The sequence below is a fragment of the Rossellomorea sp. YZS02 genome, from assembly GCF_033963925.1.
Taxonomy (GTDB): domain Bacteria; phylum Bacillota; class Bacilli; order Bacillales; family Bacillaceae_B; genus Rossellomorea.
In genome coordinates this window covers 92,462-113,496 of the sequence record NZ_JAXBLY010000004.1, presented here as the reverse complement: position 1 = coordinate 113,496, position 21,035 = coordinate 92,462, and the positions used below count along the sequence as shown (strand labels likewise).

At 41.5% G+C, this 21,035-nt stretch carries 20 protein-coding genes; 5 read left to right on the top strand and 15 right to left on the bottom strand.

What is annotated here, in order from left to right:
* Positions 1-97: 97 nt before the first annotated feature.
* The 7 genes from SLH55_RS05785 to cyoE form a co-directional block, all read right to left on the bottom strand.
* Positions 98-559: a DUF420 domain-containing protein gene (locus tag SLH55_RS05785; RefSeq protein ID WP_219169091.1), complete on the bottom strand. Its 462-nt coding sequence runs from the start codon at positions 557-559 to the stop codon at positions 98-100.
* A 112-nt stretch (positions 560-671) separates the two neighbouring features.
* The gene (gene ctaG / locus SLH55_RS05780) at positions 672-1,580 is read right to left on the bottom strand and encodes a cytochrome c oxidase assembly factor CtaG (protein WP_219169093.1); all 909 of its coding nucleotides are present in this window, start codon (positions 1,578-1,580) and stop codon (positions 672-674) included.
* Between the two features lie 288 nt (positions 1,581-1,868).
* Positions 1,869-2,201 carry a cytochrome c oxidase subunit IVB gene (ctaF, locus tag SLH55_RS05775; RefSeq protein ID WP_159361829.1) on the bottom strand — a complete coding sequence of 111 codons (333 nt, stop codon included), beginning with the start codon at positions 2,199-2,201 and terminating at the stop codon, positions 1,869-1,871.
* A gap of 4 nt (positions 2,202-2,205) precedes the next feature.
* A complete protein-coding gene (locus SLH55_RS05770; RefSeq protein WP_219169095.1) occupies positions 2,206-2,835 on the bottom strand; it encodes a cytochrome (ubi)quinol oxidase subunit III in 630 nt (209 codons plus the stop codon).
* Positions 2,835-4,703, bottom strand: a complete 1,869-nt coding sequence (gene ctaD / locus SLH55_RS05765; protein ID WP_226674365.1) for a cytochrome c oxidase subunit I — start codon at positions 4,701-4,703, stop codon at positions 2,835-2,837. Before ctaD ends, SLH55_RS05770 begins: the two co-directional genes overlap by 1 nt.
* Before the next feature lie 29 nt (positions 4,704-4,732).
* Positions 4,733-5,809 carry a cytochrome c oxidase subunit II gene (gene coxB / locus SLH55_RS05760; protein WP_219169097.1) on the bottom strand — a complete coding sequence of 359 codons (1,077 nt, stop codon included), beginning with the start codon at positions 5,807-5,809 and terminating at the stop codon, positions 4,733-4,735.
* Between the two features lie 102 nt (positions 5,810-5,911).
* A complete protein-coding gene (gene cyoE, locus SLH55_RS05755; RefSeq protein ID WP_320322908.1) occupies positions 5,912-6,826 on the bottom strand; it encodes a heme o synthase in 915 nt (304 codons plus the stop codon).
* 479 nt (positions 6,827-7,305) lie between these two features.
* Here cyoE and SLH55_RS05750 point away from each other — a divergent pair, with 479 nt between their 5' ends.
* On the top strand, positions 7,306-8,223 hold the full coding sequence (locus tag SLH55_RS05750; protein WP_374939777.1) for a COX15/CtaA family protein: 918 nt from the start codon (positions 7,306-7,308) through the stop codon (positions 8,221-8,223).
* A gap of 41 nt (positions 8,224-8,264) precedes the next feature.
* Here the strand turns inward: SLH55_RS05750 and pyc are convergent, their stop codons facing one another.
* The 4 genes from pyc to glsA all read right to left on the bottom strand — a co-directional run bounded on the left by pyc (position 8,265) and on the right by glsA (position 14,581).
* Positions 8,265-11,705, bottom strand: a complete 3,441-nt coding sequence (pyc, locus tag SLH55_RS05745; RefSeq protein ID WP_320322907.1) for a pyruvate carboxylase — start codon at positions 11,703-11,705, stop codon at positions 8,265-8,267.
* A gap of 142 nt (positions 11,706-11,847) precedes the next feature.
* Positions 11,848-13,065, bottom strand: a complete 1,218-nt coding sequence (locus SLH55_RS05740; RefSeq protein WP_219169103.1) for an FtsW/RodA/SpoVE family cell cycle protein — start codon at positions 13,063-13,065, stop codon at positions 11,848-11,850.
* A 114-nt stretch (positions 13,066-13,179) separates the two neighbouring features.
* Positions 13,180-13,461, bottom strand: a complete 282-nt coding sequence (locus SLH55_RS05735; RefSeq protein ID WP_113968349.1) for a YlaN family protein — start codon at positions 13,459-13,461, stop codon at positions 13,180-13,182.
* Positions 13,462-13,657: 196 nt separating this feature from the next.
* Positions 13,658-14,581, bottom strand: a complete 924-nt coding sequence (gene glsA, locus SLH55_RS05730) for a glutaminase A (protein WP_219169105.1) — start codon at positions 14,579-14,581, stop codon at positions 13,658-13,660.
* A 138-nt stretch (positions 14,582-14,719) separates the two neighbouring features.
* Between glsA and SLH55_RS05725 the strand changes: the two genes are divergently transcribed.
* Positions 14,720-15,217 carry a peptidyl-prolyl cis-trans isomerase gene (locus tag SLH55_RS05725; protein ID WP_219169107.1) on the top strand — a complete coding sequence of 166 codons (498 nt, stop codon included), beginning with the start codon at positions 14,720-14,722 and terminating at the stop codon, positions 15,215-15,217.
* A gap of 78 nt (positions 15,218-15,295) precedes the next feature.
* Here the strand turns inward: SLH55_RS05725 and SLH55_RS05720 are convergent, their stop codons facing one another.
* Positions 15,296-16,624, bottom strand: coding sequence for a PhoH family protein (locus SLH55_RS05720; protein ID WP_219169109.1), 1,329 nt, complete (start codon positions 16,622-16,624; stop codon positions 15,296-15,298).
* A gap of 178 nt (positions 16,625-16,802) precedes the next feature.
* On the opposite strand from SLH55_RS05720, the gene SLH55_RS05715 reads away from it, so the two are divergent.
* The gene (locus tag SLH55_RS05715; protein WP_219169111.1) at positions 16,803-17,405 is read left to right on the top strand and encodes a YhcN/YlaJ family sporulation lipoprotein; all 603 of its coding nucleotides are present in this window, start codon (positions 16,803-16,805) and stop codon (positions 17,403-17,405) included.
* Positions 17,406-17,453: 48 nt separating this feature from the next.
* Here SLH55_RS05715 and SLH55_RS05710 read toward each other — a convergent pair whose 3' ends face one another.
* Entirely contained in the window at positions 17,454-17,909 is a 456-nt protein-coding gene (locus tag SLH55_RS05710; RefSeq protein WP_320322906.1) for a pyridoxamine 5'-phosphate oxidase family protein, read from the bottom strand.
* Positions 17,910-18,087: 178 nt separating this feature from the next.
* Between SLH55_RS05710 and SLH55_RS05705 the strand changes: the two genes are divergently transcribed.
* Positions 18,088-18,288 carry a YlaI family protein gene (locus SLH55_RS05705; RefSeq protein ID WP_219169115.1) on the top strand — a complete coding sequence of 67 codons (201 nt, stop codon included), beginning with the start codon at positions 18,088-18,090 and terminating at the stop codon, positions 18,286-18,288.
* Positions 18,278-18,727 carry a hypothetical protein gene (locus SLH55_RS05700; protein ID WP_219169117.1) on the top strand — a complete coding sequence of 150 codons (450 nt, stop codon included), beginning with the start codon at positions 18,278-18,280 and terminating at the stop codon, positions 18,725-18,727. Before SLH55_RS05705 ends, SLH55_RS05700 begins: the two co-directional genes overlap by 11 nt.
* A 45-nt stretch (positions 18,728-18,772) precedes the next feature.
* On the opposite strand, the gene SLH55_RS05695 is transcribed toward SLH55_RS05700, so the two are convergent.
* Positions 18,773-19,081 carry a YlaH-like family protein gene (locus SLH55_RS05695; RefSeq protein ID WP_206851063.1) on the bottom strand — a complete coding sequence of 103 codons (309 nt, stop codon included), beginning with the start codon at positions 19,079-19,081 and terminating at the stop codon, positions 18,773-18,775.
* 23 nt (positions 19,082-19,104) lie between these two features.
* Positions 19,105-20,943: a translational GTPase TypA gene (gene typA / locus SLH55_RS05690; protein WP_219169118.1), complete on the bottom strand. Its 1,839-nt coding sequence runs from the start codon at positions 20,941-20,943 to the stop codon at positions 19,105-19,107.
* Positions 20,944-21,035: the final 92 nt, after the last annotated feature.

Genomic DNA, 21,035 nt, shown 5'->3' with positions numbered 1-21,035 from the left:
GATTTGTCCTTTTTATATCTTCTTGGAGAATCTGTCTTCGAACGCAAATATCCCTAATAAAAAACCTACTATGTGCAACCACATAATAGGTTTTGGTTTAATAACCGAGAATGGCTCTGATGACTGATGTCGTCTCTCCGCCCTTGTAAAAAACATAAAGAAGCATATAGACCGCGACACCCGTGATGGCCGTGAAGAACCAGATGAAGCTTGTAATCGGGCCAAGCTTACGATGCTTTTTAAGCTGGTCTTTATACCCTGTCCATAGGCTCAGGATACCAAATACGGCGCCAACCGTGGCCAATGTAATATGAAAGACCAGGAAGACCGTATAATAAAGCTTTATGTCGTCAGGACCACCGAACGATGTGTTTCCGACAAAAATCGTCCTGCTCAGATAAATAACGAAAAAGATAAGGGCAAAGATTCCCGCGAGTGTCATCGTTTTCTGATGTTGTTCAATCTTTCTCTGTTTAATCTGCCACCATCCTATCGCCACAGTGACAGCACTTAACACGATAAAGCTCGTGCTTATTGTAGGTAATATAGGTAAATCCATCTCTTTTCCTCTCTTTTCTAAAAAATGCTAGCATGAGTTAATTTTAAAACCCGGATAGTTGAACGCTATGTATGTACAGGCATAACTTCACCTGGGCTACACCTGTATCATTTCATTGCTCCTGTAAGGGTGAATCTGCTACAGGTTCATAGGAATGCTTCTCCTGCTGCTCCTGGTCCTTTTTGTACCACTGGAAGAATAAATTGAAAAGAACCACACCAAACACGATTTCCTGAACAATTTTCATCAACACTCCACCAAGCTGTTGATCATTAAGTGTTGACATGGAAGTAAATAATTCCGGTCCTGTCAGTGTCAGGCCTTCAAGTGTATTCACCGGTACACAAAGAGACAACGCTTTAAGCCATTCATTTGGATCATAGTACGTTGCATACATCGGATTTTCCGCAAAAATGATTAACCCGCATGCCGGTGTCAATAATACGGCACTACCCAATATATAACCAATGCGTTTTAATCCACTTAATTCAATATCTTCATCCACTGGATTGATCAATGGCCACCACATAAATACCGCTAGAAGGAATAATATGAAAGTGGTCAATCCATGGAGAGTCACATCCGTTCGTACGTTATCAAAGACTAACGGGATATGATAGATGGAAAAAACCAAGTTGAATGACAATAAGGAGATCAGCGGCTTTGTCATAAAGCTGAATACCGACTTGACAACCGGCAGTTCAATCGTGGCTTTCCAAACCCAAGTTGGTATACCCAAAATCAATAATGGCGTGAAGACTAGATATAAAAATGCCATCTGTGTCATATGAGCAGAAAACAATATCCCACTAAGTACCTCTACAGGAGAGCCTTTAATCGCATAAAGCAAAACCATCGATACTATAAAAAATGCCGCTTCTTTTCCCGTCAATTTTCTATTATCCTTAAAACTGTCCCTCCACTTGATCGTGATCAAAAAGTAGAGTACAGTCAAAAACACCAACGTCATGAGAAAAAAAGGGCTCCATAACGCCATAAACCCAAAAATAGCCAAATGCATCTTCTCACCTCATTTCACAATTAACACCTACCCCCATTATACTGACAACCCTCCCCCACTTCAATCTAAGGTAATGACAAGTTCATGAACAATTAGAAAAGCGAAGGCGGCTTGGGCAGGCCCGACAAGCATAAGTCGAATCAACCGGAATGGCGCTCTTTGCCATTTTGGTTGATTTGACTTATGACCTCGAGGGACTAGCCGCCGGAGCTGGACAATGAAAAGCGAAGCCGACTGGGTTGGCCCGACAAGCACGAAAAAAAGCCAGCCAAAAGGCTGACTTTTTCTTTAGATCCATACAATTGTTAAAAATGTTAACACTGTGATAAATGCAACAAGTGCACCGGAATACAGGAACAATGATGGTGCTTCATGACCTTTATGACTCATGTGCATGAAGTAATAAAGTTGAAAAACCAGTTGAACGACGGCAAGTAAGAGAATGAATGGTACCACGAAGTACTTATCAAAATCCCCTGCCACTGCAATAAAGGCCACCAATGTTAAGAAAATCATTAACATGAATGATGTTAACTGCATTCTCATGTCTTCTGCATTCTTCTTACGACGGTATTCGTAATCTACACTTGGGTTACCTGAAGTTGATTGTTGATTCGCCATCAGTTTATCCCACCATTCCCATTAAGTATACTACTGTAAAGATAAATACCCATACAACGTCGATAAAGTGCCAATATAGTGAAGCTAAATAGAACTTCGGAGCATTGTATAGATTTAAACCACGTTTTGCATTACGAAGCATCAAGCTTACAATCCATAGAAGACCGAAAGCAACGTGTCCCCCGTGGAAACCTACAAGAGTGTAAAAGGCTGAACCAAATGCACTACTAGTAAAAGTATGCCCGTATTCATGTACGTAATGATTAAACTCGTAAATCTCCAATCCAAGGAATCCGGCACCGAGGAGAACAGTAATCAATAACCAGGCCTGCATCCGTTGGAAATTATAGTTCTTCATATGATACATCGCATACACACTTGTCAGTGAGCTTGTTAAAAGAAGCATCGTTGCTAAAAACGATAGCGGTAAATCAAATAAATCCGTTGTAAGTGCATGACTGTCACTTGGAACTTTATTTTTAAGAGCTAAGTACGTTGCGAATAGAGATCCGAAAAGTACTGTTTCTCCACCAAGGAAAAACCAGAAGCCCATAAATTTATTTTTCCCCTCAAGGGTAGCCTTTTCAGGGGAGGCCGGCCAGGTCTTTGGCGTGAACTTTTCTTCAGCGTGCATTATGCCTTACCCCCTTTATCGTCATCCATTAAATCTTCTTTGTGTACATGATACCCATGATCGTCCAATACAGAACGCAGGAACATGGATCCCAATGTAATCAACATACCGATGACTAGTACCGGCAGTGCCCATGCTTTATCATCAACGTGGTACATTGCACCGAATGCTGCAATGAACAATCCAAGTGAGATGAAGAAAGGAAGAATGGAGTTATTCGGCATATGGATATCACCGATAGGCTCAGCAGGAGTTAATCCTTTGTTGCCTTCCATTTTCTCTAACCAATAAGCGTCCAGACCACGGATAAGCGGAGTTTGCTTAAAGTTGTAGAATGGTGGTGGTGACGGGATCGCCCATTCGATGGTACGTCCATCTCCCCAAGGGTCATTGGCTACCTTCACTCCTTTAACTTGAGTGACAATAATATTAATCACATAAACGATGACGGCTACGCCCATGAATCCGGCACCGATGGAACTTACTAAGTTTGCCGTTTCGAATCCTTGACCAGGCAAGAACGTCCAAACACGGCGAGGCATTCCCATAAGTCCAAGGAAATGCTGAATGAAGAAAGTCAAATGGAATCCGATAAAGAACAACCAGAAAGCAATCTTCCCTAAGAAGTCATTTAACATCGTTCCAAACATTTTAGGCCAGTAATAGTGTGTACCTGCCAATAGGGCAAATACTACTCCACCTACGATAACGTAATGGAAATGGGCTACTACAAAATACGTATCATGGAACTGATAATCTGCCGCTGCAGAAGCCAGCATGATTCCTGTTACCCCACCCGCTACGAATGTAGGAATGAAAGCTACAGCATAAAGCATCGGAGTCGTGAATGTTAAACTTCCTCCCCACATGGTAAGGACCCAGTTAAAGATCTTTATACCTGTTGGGACGGCGATGGCCATAGTCGCTACAGCGAAAATAGCATTCGCGATTGGTCCTAATCCTACTGTGAACATATGGTGAGCCCATACCATGAATCCTAAGAAACCGATCAATACGGTCGCAAATACCATGGATGAGTAACCAAATAAGCGTTTTCTAGAGAAATGTGGAATGATCTCAGAGAAAATTCCGAATGCCGGTAATACTAGGATGTATACCTCAGGGTGACCAAAGATCCAGAAGAAGTGCTCCCAGATAATTGTATTCCCTCCATTCGCTACATCGAAGAAATTCGCTCCGAACATACGATCAAATAACATTAGGAAAAGTCCTACCGTTAATGCCGGAAACGCGAAAAGAATAAGTGCAGATGTAACAAACACTGTCCAAGTGAATAATGGCATACGCATATATGTCATTCCTGGAGCACGCATATTAATGATGGTAACAAGGAAGTTGATACCACCTATCAGCGTACCTGCACCGGCTATCTGTAACCCGAGTACATAGAAGTCGATTCCGTGACCGGGTGATGCCATGGATAGAGATGCATATGAAGTCCATCCTGCATCTGGTGCTCCTCCCATGAACCATGAAAGATTCAGGAATACCCCTCCTAAGAAGAATAACCAGAACCCTAATGAGTTCACGAAAGGAAACGCAACGTCACGAGCGCCGATCTGCAATGGTACGACTGCATTCATGAACGCAAATATTAGTGGCATTGCAGCCAAGAATATCATCGTTGTACCGTGCATGGTTAATAGTTCGTTGTATAAACCCGCACTAACAAAATCATTGTTAGGAACTGCAAGTTGTATACGAATGATAAGAGCTTCCAAACCACCGACAAGGAAGAAGAATCCTCCTGCCATTAGGTAAAGGATGGCGATCTTTTTATGGTCCACTGTTGTCATGTAGTCCCATACAGTCGCGCCGAAGCCTTTTTTCTGTGCATAGCTACTCACGATTAAACCTCCCTTTTACTAATCCCCAATTAATCTTGAACCTTTAAGCCCATTAAATACTCTGCAAGTGCATCAATTTCATCTTCCTGCAGGTTTCCATATGTACCTGTCATCTTATTGCCTGGTTTGTACTGCTCAGGGTCGGAAATCCAATTTTTCAACTCTTCTTCGTTATGATCTAATATTCCGGCAATACGGGAACGCTCACCGAAGTTAGATAAGTTTGGTGCCAGTCGAGCTGATTCAGGTCTTCCATCCTGTGGTGATACTGCATGGCAGCTTAAGCATTTTTTGTTGAAGATTTCTTGTCCTTGTTGTGCTACATCAGAAGTCGGTTTCGGCTCCCCTGCATTTTTCATATCTTCAACCCATGCTGTGAATTCTTCTTTAGGAAGCGCTTTAACTTTAAAGTCCATTAAAGCATGTGAAGGACCGCAAAGCTCCGCACATTTACCATAGAATAATCCGCCTGCCTCTTTAGACTTATCCCCGTCAAACTCAAGGAAGAATGTATTCACACCATCAACGTTTGTATCAATCTTTCCTCCTGCAGCAGGAATCCAGAATGAGTGTTTTACATCTGAAGCTGTCACATTGAAATATACTTTCTGATCTGTTGGGACAACTAAATCTTGAGATGTGATAATCTTTTCATCAGGATATTCGAATTCCCACCAGTAAAGGTTGGCACGTACATTCACGACTAATGCATCACGATTGCCGTCTGCATCCTTTTTATCCATTGCCTTTGTATCCGCTAACTCGAATGTTGCTGTAACAGTAGGGACGGCCAGGATAATAAGAAGAATGATCGGAATAACGGTCCACACGATTTCAAGTGTGTGACTTCCTTCTACTTGCTTAGGGATTTTTGTATCCCCTTTCTTTCTACGGAAACGAACAATCGCAACCATATAGACAGCGATGACTACAATGATGACCAATACCATAATTAATGTTGCAAGTATCATCAAATCATATTGTGTCTGTGCAACTTCACCGGCTGGCTGCAATGTGGAGAGAAATGGCTCTCCACAGCCAGAAAGAACCAGCGCTAACATTGCTAGAATTGAGAATAAGCGCCACTTAGATAGCCTTGCTTTCATAGCTTAATCAAACCCCTCTTTCATGTAATGTACTTTGGAATAAAACAAGGACCCATAAAAATATCTATTTGGATTTCTTATCAGAAAGAATTCCCACTAATCTTAAAGTACCGTAACGATGACCATCGCTACGAACAAGATAGTCAAGTAGTTTAATGAATAAACGAACATAAGCTTGGACCACTTAATATCATCTTTCATCTTATAACCTGCCAATCCAAGTGCCAGCCAGCCAATATTAAAGGCTGTTGCAAGGACAAAGAAAAACATCCCGAGGTCCATCAAGAAGAACGGGAGTGGTAATAGTGCCGCAACCCAGGCTACGATATGATGCTTCGTAGTGGCGAACCCCTTCACTACTGGAAGCATAGGAATATTCGCTGCCCTGTATTCCTCCACTCTCTTCATCGCCAAAGCATAGAAATGGGGAGGCTGCCAGATGAACATCATCAGGAATAATACCCAAGCAATCACATCGAGGTTTGCATCAACAGCAGCCCAACCGATTAATGGCGGAACCGCACCTGAGATACTTCCTACAATCGTGTTACTCACATATTTTCTCTTTGACCACATTGTATATAATACAACATAACTAAATACCCCGATCAGCCCAATGACTCCTGCAGTGATGGTCGTCATGAATAACATGATGAGACCGACTGCAATCATGAATAACCCAAGGGTCAATGCTTTTGGTCCATTGATCTTACCTGTTACGGTAGGTCTTTCTTTCGTTCGTTCCATCAAGTGATCGATATCCCGATCATACACATTATTGATGGAGCAGGACCCCGCAATAATAAGGGAAGAACCTATCAACGTAAGAAACATGATATCCAGGGAATTCAGAAAGTGTGTATTCGTAAAATAAAAAGCTAACCACATACCTGTAAAGGTTGTAATTAAATTTGAATTAACGATCCCAATTTTAATGAGTGCCAAAAAATCTTTCCAAGCAGTTGAAGCTGTCACATCTGCTTTCTCAACGTCTGTCATGATTCGACTATTAGACATTTTCTCTCTCCTCTCTATAAAAAGCAAAGAGGTTTGCTTCCACCTCTATACTATATAGGAAATGATTAACTATTTCTATATTCCTCTGTAAATTCATTCACAGATAAGAAATAGTATATATGCTATCAATATTATATTAAACCATATATTTTTTCCTTTTTGGGGGAGAATTAGACAATTATGTGAAGAAATTGTGAAGAAAGAAACACACACAGGTTTCTTCAAATTTCTACAAACATTTTAATCCCATCATACCACAAATCATGTCAAAGCGCTTACAGATTTTGTTTTTACGTAAATTAGTCCTTCCCTACTATTACTATTCTCTATTCTCCCTAGATAAATGCTCATAATTCTGTAACATTTTATCGGTTGAGTTTTTCAACCCTTTTATGTAATATCGTAGAGGCATATATATTTTTCTACTATATTTATTTATAGAAAGTGTGTAGAGTCTATTAATTAAGAAGGTGAATAGATTGCATAAAGGTGTTCACAAAGGATTAAAGTGGCTTGCCGTTTTAACTACATTGGGTATGTTATTTGTTCTATTAGGCGGTGCCCTGGTAACGAAAACAGAATCCGGCATGGGCTGCGGGCGATCTTGGCCCCTTTGTAACGGACAGTTAATTCCAAGTGATATTACATTTGAACTTGTTATAGAGTTAGCACATCGCGTTGTATCCGGCGGTGTGGGATTATTAGTTCTCGCATTATCAATATGGTCCTGGAAAGCGATTGGATATAAGCGTGAAACAAAATTCCTTGCGGCACTATCATTCTTTTTCTTGGTATTACAAGGCTTGATCGGAGCTGCAGCTGTACTATGGGGACAATCTGATTTCGTCCTTGCTCTGCATTTCGGTATTTCCCTTATTTCCTTTGCTTCCATATTATTATTGACGCTTCTGATATTTGAAGTCGATCAGAAGTTCGATGCAAATTCATTGGTTATCGACAAAAGAATGAGATTCCATACGGTTGGTGTGACGATTTATAGTTATCTTGTTGTTTATACGGGAGCTCTCGTACGACATACTGAATCGAGTTTGGTGTGTAAGGACTGGCCACTATGTGTCAACTCTTCCCCCGGTCTGCCAACGAATATGTATGAATGGATCCAGATGGGGCATAGGGCTGCAGCAGGTTTTATTTTCTTGTGGATTGCATACATTACCTATATTGCCATCAAAGAGCATAAGCATCAGAAAGTGATTTACTGGGGCTGGATCATAGCATTCACCCTCGTTTGTCTGCAAGTGATGAGTGGCGCACTCGTAGTGTTCACAAGATTGAATCTGGCGATTGCGTTAATGCACGCCTTGATAATCGCTTGTCTGTTTGGGTTATTATGTTACTTCAACCTACTTGCTTCAAGGAGCAAGCGGAAAGCATAAAAAAAAAGGATTCCAGGGGTCATCCCCGGAATCCTTTTTTTTTATGCTTTATTCACTTCAATCAATAAATCTCCTGGACTAATGGCATCACCATTCTGAACATAGATGTCCTTAACCACTCCTGCGAAAGGCGCTTGAACGGTCGTTTCCATTTTCATGGCTTCTGTGATCATGAGATGATCTCCCTTTTCAACCGTTTCCCCTTTTTCTGCAATGACCCTTATGACGGTCCCTGGCATGGAAGCTCCGATATGGTTTTCATTTTTCATATCTGCCTTCATCTTTGCAGCCACAGTAGACTTGATGCTTTCATCCTTGATGACAACTTCACGCGCCTGTCCATTCAATTCAAAGTAAACAATCCGCGTACCATCCGCCTGTGCCTGACCTATGGAAACCAGTTTCACAATGAGGGTTTTGCCCGTTTCGATTTCCACTTCTATTTCTTCACCGAGTCTCATTCCGAATAGGAATGTCGGAGTATCCAGAACGGAAATATCCCCGAATTGGTCCATAGTGTTTGCATATTCCATGAACACTTTAGGATATAAGGCATATCCCAGGGCGTCAAAGCTGGTTACAGGGCGTTCAAGATCCTCGAAGAGCTTCTCTTTCAAGGCAGTGAAGTCTACATCATCCAACAGCTCTCCCGGACGTACGGTGAGGGGATTTCGTCCTTTCAGGATCACCTTCTGTAAATCTTCCGGGAAACCGCCATGCGGTTGTCCCAAATACCCTTCGAATAATTCCACAACAGAATCCGGGAAATCGATCTTCTCACCTTTTTCGATTACATCCGCTTCGGATAAATCATTCTGAACCATGAATAAAGCCATGTCCCCCACGACTTTAGAGGAAGGTGTCACCTTGACGATATCGCCAAACATGTGATTCACCCTGGCGTACATTTCTTTTACCTCTTCCCAACGGTTACCGAGTCCAACGGCTTTAGCCTGCTGTTGAAGATTGCTGTATTGACCGCCAGGCATTTCATGCTTGTATACCTCAGAATGAGGGGACATCATGCCACTTTCAAAGTCAGTATAATACTTACGTACGTCTTCCCAGTAGTGAGACAGGGTTTCCAGTGAATCAATGTTCACATCCGGTTCTCTTTCGGTTCCTTTTAATGCATAATACAGCGTACTGGCACTTGGCTGAGAGGTTAAACCAGACATAGTGCCGAGGGCCGTATCAACAATGTCTACACCCGCTTCTACTGCTCTTGCGTATGTGTAGATCCCATTACCACTGGTGTCATGAGTGTGCAGGTGAATTGGCAGGCTGATTGTGTCTTTTAATTCCGAAATCAACCGGTATGCTGACTGTGGCTTTAAGAGTCCCGCCATATCTTTAATGGCAAGGATATGGGCACCGCTTGCTTCTAATTCTTTTGCAAGATCTTTATAATAGTCAATACTATATTTTGTACGGGTCGGATCATCGATATCACCGGTATAGCAAATGGCTGCCTCGGCGATTTTTCCGCTTTGCCTTACGGCGTCAATTGCCACTTCCATCCCTTTAACCCAGTTTAAGCTGTCAAAGATCCTGAAAACGTCAATACCTGCGAAAGCTGATTTTTCAACGAATTCCCGGATTACATTATCAGGATAATTTTTATACCCTACGGCATTGGAGGCCCTCAGAAGCATCTGGAATAATACATTTGGAATTCGCTCTCTTAGAGTCAATAATCGATTCCATGGATCTTCCTTCAGGAACCGATAGGCTACATCGAAAGTCGCTCCGCCCCACATTTCATAAGAGAACATATCAGGCAGCAGTTGGGATGTAGGCTCCGCGATCTGTTTAAGGTCGTTAGTCCTCACCCGCGTAGCAAGTAATGATTGATGAGCATCCCGGAACGTTGTATCCGTCAGTAATACATTGTTCTGCTCTTTGACCCATTTCACAAGACCATCTGCACCGTGCTGGTCAAGGATTTGTTTTGTGCCGTGCTTAACATCCTGATTAATGTCCAGGGCCGGGATTCGCGGCTTTGAAAAAACCGGCTTTTTCTTCTTCTCTACCCCCGGGAAACCATTTACGGTTACATTCCCGATATAAGACAGCATCTTCGTTCCCCTGTCCTTACGTTTAGGGAATATGAACAGTTCAGGAGTCGTGTCGATAAATGATGTGTCATATTGACCGGATATGAAATTTTCATGTTTCACAACATTCTCGAGGAATGGGATATTCGTCTTGATCCCCCGGATCCTAAATTCTTGAAGGTTTCTGACCATTTTGGATGCAGCCTGTTCAAATGTCAGTGCCCATGTCGAAAGCTTGACAAGAAGGGAATCGTAATACGGCGTAATTACCGCTCCCTGGAACCCATTACCTGCATCAAGACGGACTCCGAACCCTCCCCCTGACCGGTAAGCCATGATTTTTCCTGTATCTGGCATAAAGTTATTTAAAGGATCCTCCGTTGTAACGCGTGACTGAATGGCAAATCCATTCGTTCTGATATCATCCTGAAGGGGAATGCCAAGTTTATCACTATGCAGAGAGTGACCTTCTGCTATCATCAATTGTGATTGAACAATGTCTACTCCTGTTACCATTTCCGTAATGGTATGTTCCACTTGTACACGGGGATTAACTTCAATGAAGTAGAACTGATTATTAGCCACAAGGAACTCAACGGTACCGGCATTCACGTATTTCACATTGTCCATCAGGCGGACTGCCGCTTCGCAGATATCCTCTCTCAGTTGATCACTTAAAGATACAGAAGGTGCAATTTCCACTACCTTCTGATGGCGCCTTTGAATGGAACAATCACGCTCGTATAAGTGAACGATATTACCATCCTGATCACCAAGGATCTGAACTTCAATATGTTTAGGATTTTCCACAAATTTCTCAACGTAAATCTCATCATTTCCAAACGCCGCTTTGGCTTCTGATTTGGCTCGCTCATATGCTTCCTTTAAGCTTTCCAGATTGCGGACGATACGCATCCCACGTCCACCGCCGCCTAGGGAAGCCTTAATGATGATCGGGAAACCGTGTTCCTTCCCAAATGATATGACTTCCTCCAATGTCTCTACAGGTCCATCTGTACCTGGTATAACAGGTATATTAGCCATTTGTGCCTGATGGCGGGCCTTAACTTTGTCACCGAACATATTTAGATGCTCAGAATGAGGGCCAACGAAATTGATTCCTTCTTCTTCACAACGTCTGGCAAAATGTATATTCTCGGACAGGAAGCCATATCCGGGATGGATGGCATCGACACCCGCATTTTTTGCAATTCGAATGATTCCTTCTATGTCTAAATAAGCATCAATAGGCTTTTTCCCTTCGCCTACTAAGTATGCTTCATCAGCTTTGTAACGGTGATATGCCCCAGAGTCTTCCTTGCTGTATATCGCCACGGTTCGAATATTAAGTTCAGTACATGCCCTGAACACACGGATGGCAATTTCTCCGCGATTTGCTACCAGTACTTTTTTAATTTTCTTCAATACTCTCTCTCCTTTTGGCTGTTCATGATTGAATTTTCCAATAATGCAGTCTATTAAAAAAGGGCTGTCCCGAAAGATATTTAAAAAGTATCTTAGGGGGCAGACCCTAGACTTAGAGTGTTAGATACTCTATCAAAGTGACCTACATTTTTACACCATATATTTTTTTGCTATTATCCATATTCTCCGAAGGATAGTCATTTTCCTTCTTTATTTTATATTTTTCTTCATATTTTACAAACATCGACACATTCACAAGGACACCCATCGACAAAGATAGCACCAATAGGGAAGAACCACCGTAACTGATGAACGGAAGTGGAACCCCTGTGATCGGGATCAATCCGGAAACCCCTCCCAGATTGATGAAAGCCTGGATTCCTATCATACAGGAGATCCCGATGGCAAGCATCGTTCCAAAGGGGTCCTGACACTTCACACCGGTATAGATTCCCCGGAGCACAATATAGGAAAGTCCGAGGATGACAAAGCTTACCCCGAATACCCCGAGCTCTTCGGCAATGATGGCCATGATAAAATCTGTTTGGGGTTCGGGTAAATAACCCAGCTTTTGGACACTCTGCCCTAAACCAAGGCCTTTCACTCCGCCGGATCCGATGGCAAGGTATGAATTCACCAGATGGTACCCCTCGCCCTGGGCATATTTGAACGGGGACAGATAGGCTTCGATCCTGCTTAGCCTTTCTTTAGTGAAAATGAAGCCCCTTGCGAGATAAATGACAGGAGACAATACGATCAAAAAACCGATTCCGAGGCCGGCAAGCTTAAAAAATGTCTTATAGCTTATTCCAGAACAGGAAATGACGATCGCTCCGATGGCGAATATGATTGCTGCCGTTCCGAAGTCAGGTTCTAAAAATACCAAAAAGCAAATAAAGCCCAAAAACAATAGAGGCGGTGCAAGTCCTTTATTAAAATCATCTATGTATGCCTGTTTCTTTGAGTATACGGAACCTAAATAAATAATAACGGCAAGCTTGGCAAATTCCGATGGCTGAATAGGCATGAAGCCTAAGTTGATCCAGCTCTTTGCATTGTTCACTTCATACCCGAAAACATGGACGGCAAGTAACAATCCAATGATGATGACCATCAGACTCTTGATGATCTTACCGACCTGAAAGGCTTTGTACGGAAACCATGCTGCTACGGTAAAGGCAATGAAACCTATAATGATATTGACCATCTGCCGCTTATAAAAATGATCGCTATCCCAGCCAAAACGTTCTACGGCCATGACCATACTGGCACTATAGATCATGACAAGGCCAAATAAACATAAAAAAACATAGACAGCGATTAATGAGTAATCATAGGACTTTGCTATTTTTTTAATCATGACATTTCAATCCTTTTTTTCTTATATCTTTTTCTTCTTTCTGTGACATTGACCGTATTTAACAAAAAAACTCAAACAACAGTTCTATGTATTGTTTGAGTTGTCATGACTATTTTACTTTTTTGTAGATGCTTCATGAAGGGCAGAAAGTTGTCTTTCCAAAGAATCAATCAGTTCTTTTCCATCTTGATCATCCACTAGTCCCAGCCGGACGGCAAATTCTATTTCACGGGATAATCCGAACATCTGGGTATCCAATACTTCCTCATAGAGAGGGCATTGGGGCATCGTTAAATTATCCATTTGAACTTTAATTAATTGTAAAATCTTTTCTGCGTCTGCCTTTAATAGCTCATAGGCTTTTTCTCGATGATTAATTGTCATTTCTGACGCCACAGTGATCCCCCCATTCCGAACAAATAACCTTCCTGTCTTAAAATTTTATCGTTAAACCCGAGAAATTGCAAGAAAAATAAGTGTTTTCCCCGGGATTCAATGACAAAATTTCGAACGATTATTTTAATGAAATCAATGGGCACTATGCCATAAGGATGTGATTTTCAAGTAGGGTTCCTTATTCCCTAAACTGATGCTAAAAAATACTCCATGAATATTCATCACTGAGCATCTGTAGCAGTTTTAATCCTGCACTGCTATTACCGACATCATCCAATGCAGGTCCAAAAATTCCGATCCCGCACTTACCAGGTACCGATCCCATGATGCCGCCTGATACTCCACTTTTGGCAGGAATCCCTACTTTAATGGCGAACTCGCCGGAAGTATTATACATGCCGCATGTCACCATAAATGTTTTACACACTCTAGCCACATCACGGGTAATCACTTCACGACCGCTTTCCGGATCAATTCCATCATTTGCAAAAACCGCACCCATTTTTGCAAGGTCAACACAGCTCATTTCGACGGCACATTGCTTTGTATAGAGAACGAGCAGATCTTCAACATTCCCTGTAATCACACCATGCTGCTTCATGAAGTAACAGAGCGATCTGTTAAGGTTGGCCGTCTGCAATTCTGAGTAGGCCACGTCTTCATTATAAGAGACCGTTTCACCCGTCATATGATTGATGAATTCAATAAGTCGCTGCCACTTTTCCATTTCGGTGTTACCTTTAATCATGTTTGTCACAGCGAGTGCACCAGCATTGATCATTGGATTAAGTGGTTTTGATGGCTTATGGGTTTCCAGTTTCGCTATGGAATTGAACGGATCGCCCGTTGGCTCCATCCCAACTCTGGAAAATACATATTCTTCTCCATAATCCATTAATACAAGTGCAAGGGTAATGACTTTGGAAATGCTTTGAAGTGTGAATTTCTTTAAATGATCTCCTGCATAACAGGAATGATTATCCAAGGTGTAAATACTGATTGCCAGGTCATTGGGATTTTGATCCTTCAATGCCGGTATGTACTCCGCTACCTTCCCTTCAGATGCAGCGGGTCTTGCTTTTTCTACCAATTCTTCCAACCATTCCTGAGTTTTTATCATTTGTCCAACATCTCCTTTTGTCCTACTTATAGTTTCCCTATTTCCGTGTATTGAAAACGCTGAAAATGCTTTCATCTAATGTGACAAACCTTGTTAGAACATATATACTGTTATTATCAGCGAGAGGAGGAATCTGAAGTGGAAAGCATCATACCGATAAAAGGGAAAGTGAAATATCCGATTACATTGGATTCGGGAGTTTGGATATTCGATGATCGAAAAGTGGATTTGACTACATATTTTGATGATACAGCAGAAAAAGTGGATGAATTAGAAGAATATACAAAAGCAGTTTCCAAGCATTGGTCAAGGGAGATTCAAGAAGGTGCAACCTATCCGCCTACTTTGAAGACCGAGAAGAAATATGAGAAGGAGAAGATTCTTAACGGAACGTTCGCCATTCCGTTATCTCCATTCCTTAAGAACGCGGAGCCCTATCCAGAGGCAGCTGCGATCGTGATAGAAACGGAAAACGGGGATCATACTCTGGATTTAATTCAGGCAGATCAGTTATTGATCGGATTCTCAAAAGACGGTAAGCCACTAAGGGAAAACGGTCCTGTTCATATTTTTTATATGGATGGTTCGAATAGAGAGAATCCCATCACGGATGTCAGGGCATTTCGCGTGGAATGACAAATGAGAAAAAACCGGTTCAGGAACACCCGAACCGGTTTTTTCATACCTTATAATTGTGTTTCAGATCCCTATTATTTACAATATATCCGCAGCAAGTTGAGCTAAGCCCGATCTCTCACCCTTCATCAACTTCACATGGCCGGCTAACTTTTGATCTTTGAACCTTTCTACAACATACGTCAATCCGTTATTATATTCATCCAGGTAAGGGTGATCTATTTGAGCCGGATCGCCCATTAAAACAATTTTACTCCGTTCCCCTACGCGGGTCAGAATCGTTTTCACCTCATGCTTCGTCAAGTTCTGTGCTTCATCAATGATGATATATTGATCCGGTATGCTTCTGCCTCGGATATAGGTCAATGCTTCAACCTCGATCGATCCCATACCAGCAAGAATATCATCAAGCTCGCCTGGTTTCTTTGTATTGAACAAGTATTCGAGGTTGTCATAAATCGGCTGCATCCAAGGTCTTAATTTTTCTTGCTTTTCTCCTGGAAGGTAACCGATATCTTTCCCTACAGGAACGATTGGCCGCGCAACGAGTAATTTATTGAATTTATTGAAATCCTCGGTCTGCAGAAGACCGGCTGCAAGCGCCAAAAGCGTCTTACCTGTACCTGCCTTCCCTATCATGGTCACCAGGGATATATCATCTCTCAATAATAACTCGGTTGCCATTGTCTGCTGTACATTACGCGCTTTGATTCCCCACATATGTTCTTGATCATATACCAGCTTTTTCACTTTTAGTCCACTTGAATCCACCATTCCAAGAGCTGATGCCGAGCTTCCAAGAGCATCTTTCATGATGAGGAACTGATGGGAATAAAATCGCTGTTTCGTTATATCAGTAAGGGTCAATTCCCCTTTATCATAAAATTTATCAAGGAACTCTCTTTCCGTGTATAGTTCAACGAACCCCGTGTAAATATCATTCACTTCGACGACTCTGTCACTAAGGAAATCCTCCGCTTGTAACCCGAGAGCATCTGCTTTAACCCGGACAAGGGTATCTTTACTGACGAGGATGACCAATTTCCCATCCTTCTTTGCCTCTTCCTCCAGTGAAAGGTTTTTAGCTACTGCTATAATCCGATTATCGTTTGTTTTCTCTACAAATATATCCTGGAGTTGCTGAAAGGAGCGGTGATTCAGTTCAATTCTTAATGAACCTCCTGTATAAAGAGGGATTTTTTCATGGAGCTTTCCTTCTTGCCGTAAATTATCTATCAGCTTCGATACATGTCTTGCGTTTCTTCCGATTTCATCCATATAACGCTTTTTGGAGTCCACTTCTTCTAAAACGACTGCAGGTATAACCACCTCATTATCCTGGAAAGAAAAGATGGCTTGTGGATCTTGTAATAAGACATTGGTATCTAATACATAAATTTTATTCAAATCGATGCCTCCTGCTCCTGATTTCTTATTACTATTGTATGTAGCCAATGATGTTCCGGTTATTCCCAGCTACTCAAATAGGACGGCCCGTTTCTTAAAATATATGAATAAACGTATAAAGATAGAAGAAAATTACACAATAAGAAAAGATATTGATTCTAAATCGGGAGGTATTCACATGTCTAAGCTCATCTCTCTTCTAATGGTAACCATCATCCTTGGAGCTTGCGCCAATAAAAATGAGGTCGGGTATAAAAATGATGCAAACAGCAAAAACAATAAACCCATTACAGTTCAGGACAGTAATATTCAAAAGGTTGAACGAAAATCGGGTCAACAAATTTCCAAGCACCTGGTAGACTTGACGACCAGCGTACCGGATGTGAAGGATGCAACGGCTGTCGTGATCGGCAAGTATGCATTTGTAGGAATTGACATCGATTCCGATGTTGAACGTTCACAAGTCGGTTCAATCAAATACTCTGTCGCAGAAGCACTCCAAAATGATCCTTACGGTGCTGAAGCCATGGTCATTGCTGACCCTGACCTTTATGCCCGCCTGAAAGAAATCAGTAAAGACATTCAAAGAGGGGAGCCTGTTCAGGGCATCATGAATGAGTTATCCGATATATCTGGAAGATTGATGCCTGAAATCCCTAAATCATTAAAGCAAACAGATCCTGAAAATGCCCCGAATGAACCAAAGAAAAAAATGAATAACGCGAAAGAAAAAGAACTTAGAAAGAAACAAGAAGATCAAACATACAATAAAATCGATTAAAAAAGCATGAAACTAAAAATAGAAAAAGCCATGAAAAAGCCTAGATATCTAAGCTTTCTTCATGGCTTCTATTACTTGGCGGTCCAACCGGTCAGCGGCCGTTTTATCATATGTCTTCTCATAGGCAGGCTCGGTGGAGATTTTCGAACCATAAAACATGACATCCCTGACTTCATGAATGGCAAGTTGAATAAGGGCAAGCTTTAAAGGCACTCCTGAAAGGCTTTCCAGAGAAACGCCGGCTTTCCCGGCAATCGAATATGTTGATTCATTAGCGATTAAATTGACGACCACAAGCGGATTATCCTTTATGTTCTTCACGATTCTTGAAAGTTGGTCGACAGCGAATAATAGCGTCTGTTCGTCTTTGGCAAGAATCCAAGAGATCGCACTGACATTGGGTCCATTCGTTTCATAGTCAACCGTAGAGACTGTGACAAACCGCTCCGATTGCAGTTCTTCAAACAATGCAGGAATCAACCCCGGCTCGACTCTATTAGCCATAAAATCCCCCCTGAGACGTATTCTGAACGTTTTCGTTTCTAAAAGTGGTCATCCTGATTATACTATATCAAATGCCAAACTTAAAAGCATACGGGAAAGTTTAATAAAGCGTTTGACTATACTACATGATATACTAATGAGACTAGACTTATGATAAGAATAAATAGAGGTGTACGTGATGAGAGTAAAATGCGCTTTATGTGAAGTAATTGAAAATATTGATGATTATTCCTTACAGGCAAAAAAGCTGCGGAACAGACCTATTCACACCTATATGTGTGATAAATGCCACGAACGGATCAAAGAGAAGACGGAAGAACGTGTCTCGACTGGAAATTTTAAATTTTATCGTTCCCCGAAAGTAGAAGATGACTTTTAAACAAATCAACAAAGGATTTGTCATCGGACTTATTTCCGGTACTTTATTGGGTTTATTCCTTAAAGGAATGCAGGCAGTAACCGGGATTAAGGTTTATGTACTATTGCTAAATGTCGATTTCATCCCGATATTCACTTCAAAACATCTGCCAGAATGGCTTGAATTCATATTTCACTTGGCCATATCCTGTATGATCGGTATATTATTTGTTTACATACTGGAAAAATGGGATGTTACAAGAAAGGGTTCATGGATTCTTTCCCTTGTATTATCATTCCCTACAGTGTTCCTTTACTTTCCTTTATCCTATTTAGCGATAAAGGATGTTCCCGGCTTATTTGACAGTACGGCCATTTTTATTTGGGCAGTCGGCCATTTATTATATGCTTTAAGCCTGCCGTCATTCTACATACCCCTGGCCAGGGCGAAATCAAAATAAAAAAATCTGCAGTCCCTTCTTATCTGGACTGCAGATTTTTTGTGCTTAAAACGTGCCTTTTTTCTTTTCGTTGGTCAAGCGGATCTTATATATGATTAAAATCAGGGCCGCCACCACTAATCCCTCCGCTACAGGCAAAAAGATGCCAAGAAACGTAAGGACTGTACATCCCAGAATAAGAAAAGTATAAATCAAAATGGATTTCATCACTGGCAGCTTTTTCGCAAAACCGAGCTTATAAACTAAGATTGAGAGCCCAACTATGGTTATATAAAGCAACCACATACCCATTTCCGCGTTTTGATCAACACGGTAAAGGGATGCGAAAAAGGACAAACGCTCTGTTACATCCATTTCCTACTCCCCCTTCACTTAGTTTATTGAGTAACCTTATTTTTCTTTTCTGCTCTTTCACGCTCATTTTTATCAAGGATCTTTTTACGAAGACGGATTGACTCAGGTGTTACTTCACAATACTCATCATCATTTAGATACTCGAGGGATTCCTCTAATGTCATGATTCTTGCTTTTTTGATCGTCACGGTTTGATCCTTATTAGCAGAACGTACGTTAGTCGCCTGTTTCAGCTTAGTGATATTAACGGTAATATCATTCTCCCTCGTATGTTCCCCTACAATCATCCCACCGTAGATTTCTGTACCTGATTCAACAAAGATAATACCGCGGTCTTCGACTTGCATGATTCCATATTGAGACGCTTTTCCTGTTTCCATCGATACAAGAACACCTTGACGACGTCCACCAACGCGCCCTTTTTGTAGAGGCTGATAGCTGTCGAATGTGTGGTTGATGATACCATACCCACGGGTAAGGGTCATAAACTCAGTTGAATAACCGATTAATCCACGTGCAGGAACCATGAACATTAAACGAACTTGACCATTTCCGTTGTTCACCATATCCAGCATTTCACCTTTACGTTGACCAAGGGATTCAATTACTCCCCCCATATATTCTTCAGGAATATCGATTTGAACACGCTCTACCGGTTCACTTTTCACGCCATCGATTTCTCTGATGATAACCTGTGGTTTTGATACCTGTAATTCATAACCTTCACGACGCATATTTTCGATCAGGATAGAAAGATGAAGCTCTCCACGGCCGGATACTGTCCATGCATCAGGTGAATCAGTTGGTTCAACGCGTAAGCTTACATCTGTTTGCAGCTGAGCCAGTAAACGCTCTTCAATCTTTCTTGATGTCACGAATTTACCTTCTCTACCTGCAAACGGACTGTTGTTTACAAGGAATGTCATTTGAAGTGTAGGCTCATCAATGCGCAGAACAGGAAGTTGGTCCTGATGTTCAACCGGACAAACCGTTTCACCAACATTGATATCTTCCATTCCGGAAACGGCGATTAGATCCCCTGCTTTCGCTTCTTGGATCTCTTCTCGTTTCAATCCGAAGAAACCGAAGATTTTCGTTACACGGAATTGTTTAACAGAGCCATCGAGCTTCATCAACGCAACTTGCTGACCAACCTTCATTGTTCCTCTGAACACACGACCGATTCCGATACGCCCAACGTAATCATTGTAATCAAGCAGTGCAACTTGGAATTGAAGGGGATCTTCAGAGTTGTCAACTGGTGCCGGAATGTGCTCAATGATGCTATCATATAAACACTGCATGTTTTCGTCCTGTTTCTCTGGATCCGGATCTGTACTTGCTGTACCATTGATAGCAGAAGCATAGACAACCGGGAATTCAAGCTGTTCATCATTCGCATCAAGTTCAATGAATAATTCCAATACTTCATCGATTACTTCTTCCGGACGTGCTGATGGTTTGTCAATTTTGTTTACAACTACGATAGGTGTAAGATTTTGCTCAAGTGCCTTCTTAAGAACGAAGCGAGTCTGAGGCATACATCCTTCATAAGCGTCTACTACTAATAGAACACCATCTACCATTTTCATGATACGCTCTACTTCTCCACCAAAGTCAGCATGTCCTGGTGTATCAAGAATGTTGATACGTGAGTCTTTATATTGAATCGCCGTATTTTTCGCCAGAATTGTAATACCGCGTTCTCTTTCTAGATCATTTGAATCCATCGCACGTTCTGAAACTGTTTCATTTTCGCGGAAGATTCCGGATTGCTTTAAAAGCTCATCTACTAATGTCGTTTTCCCATGGTCAACGTGAGCAATAATAGCAATATTTCTAAGGTCATTTCTTAATTTCATATTTCCACTCCTGAATATTGGATTTCTTTATAATATTAAAGATACTATTTTTCAGTTCAACTAGACCATTATATCACAGCATTGACAAAAGC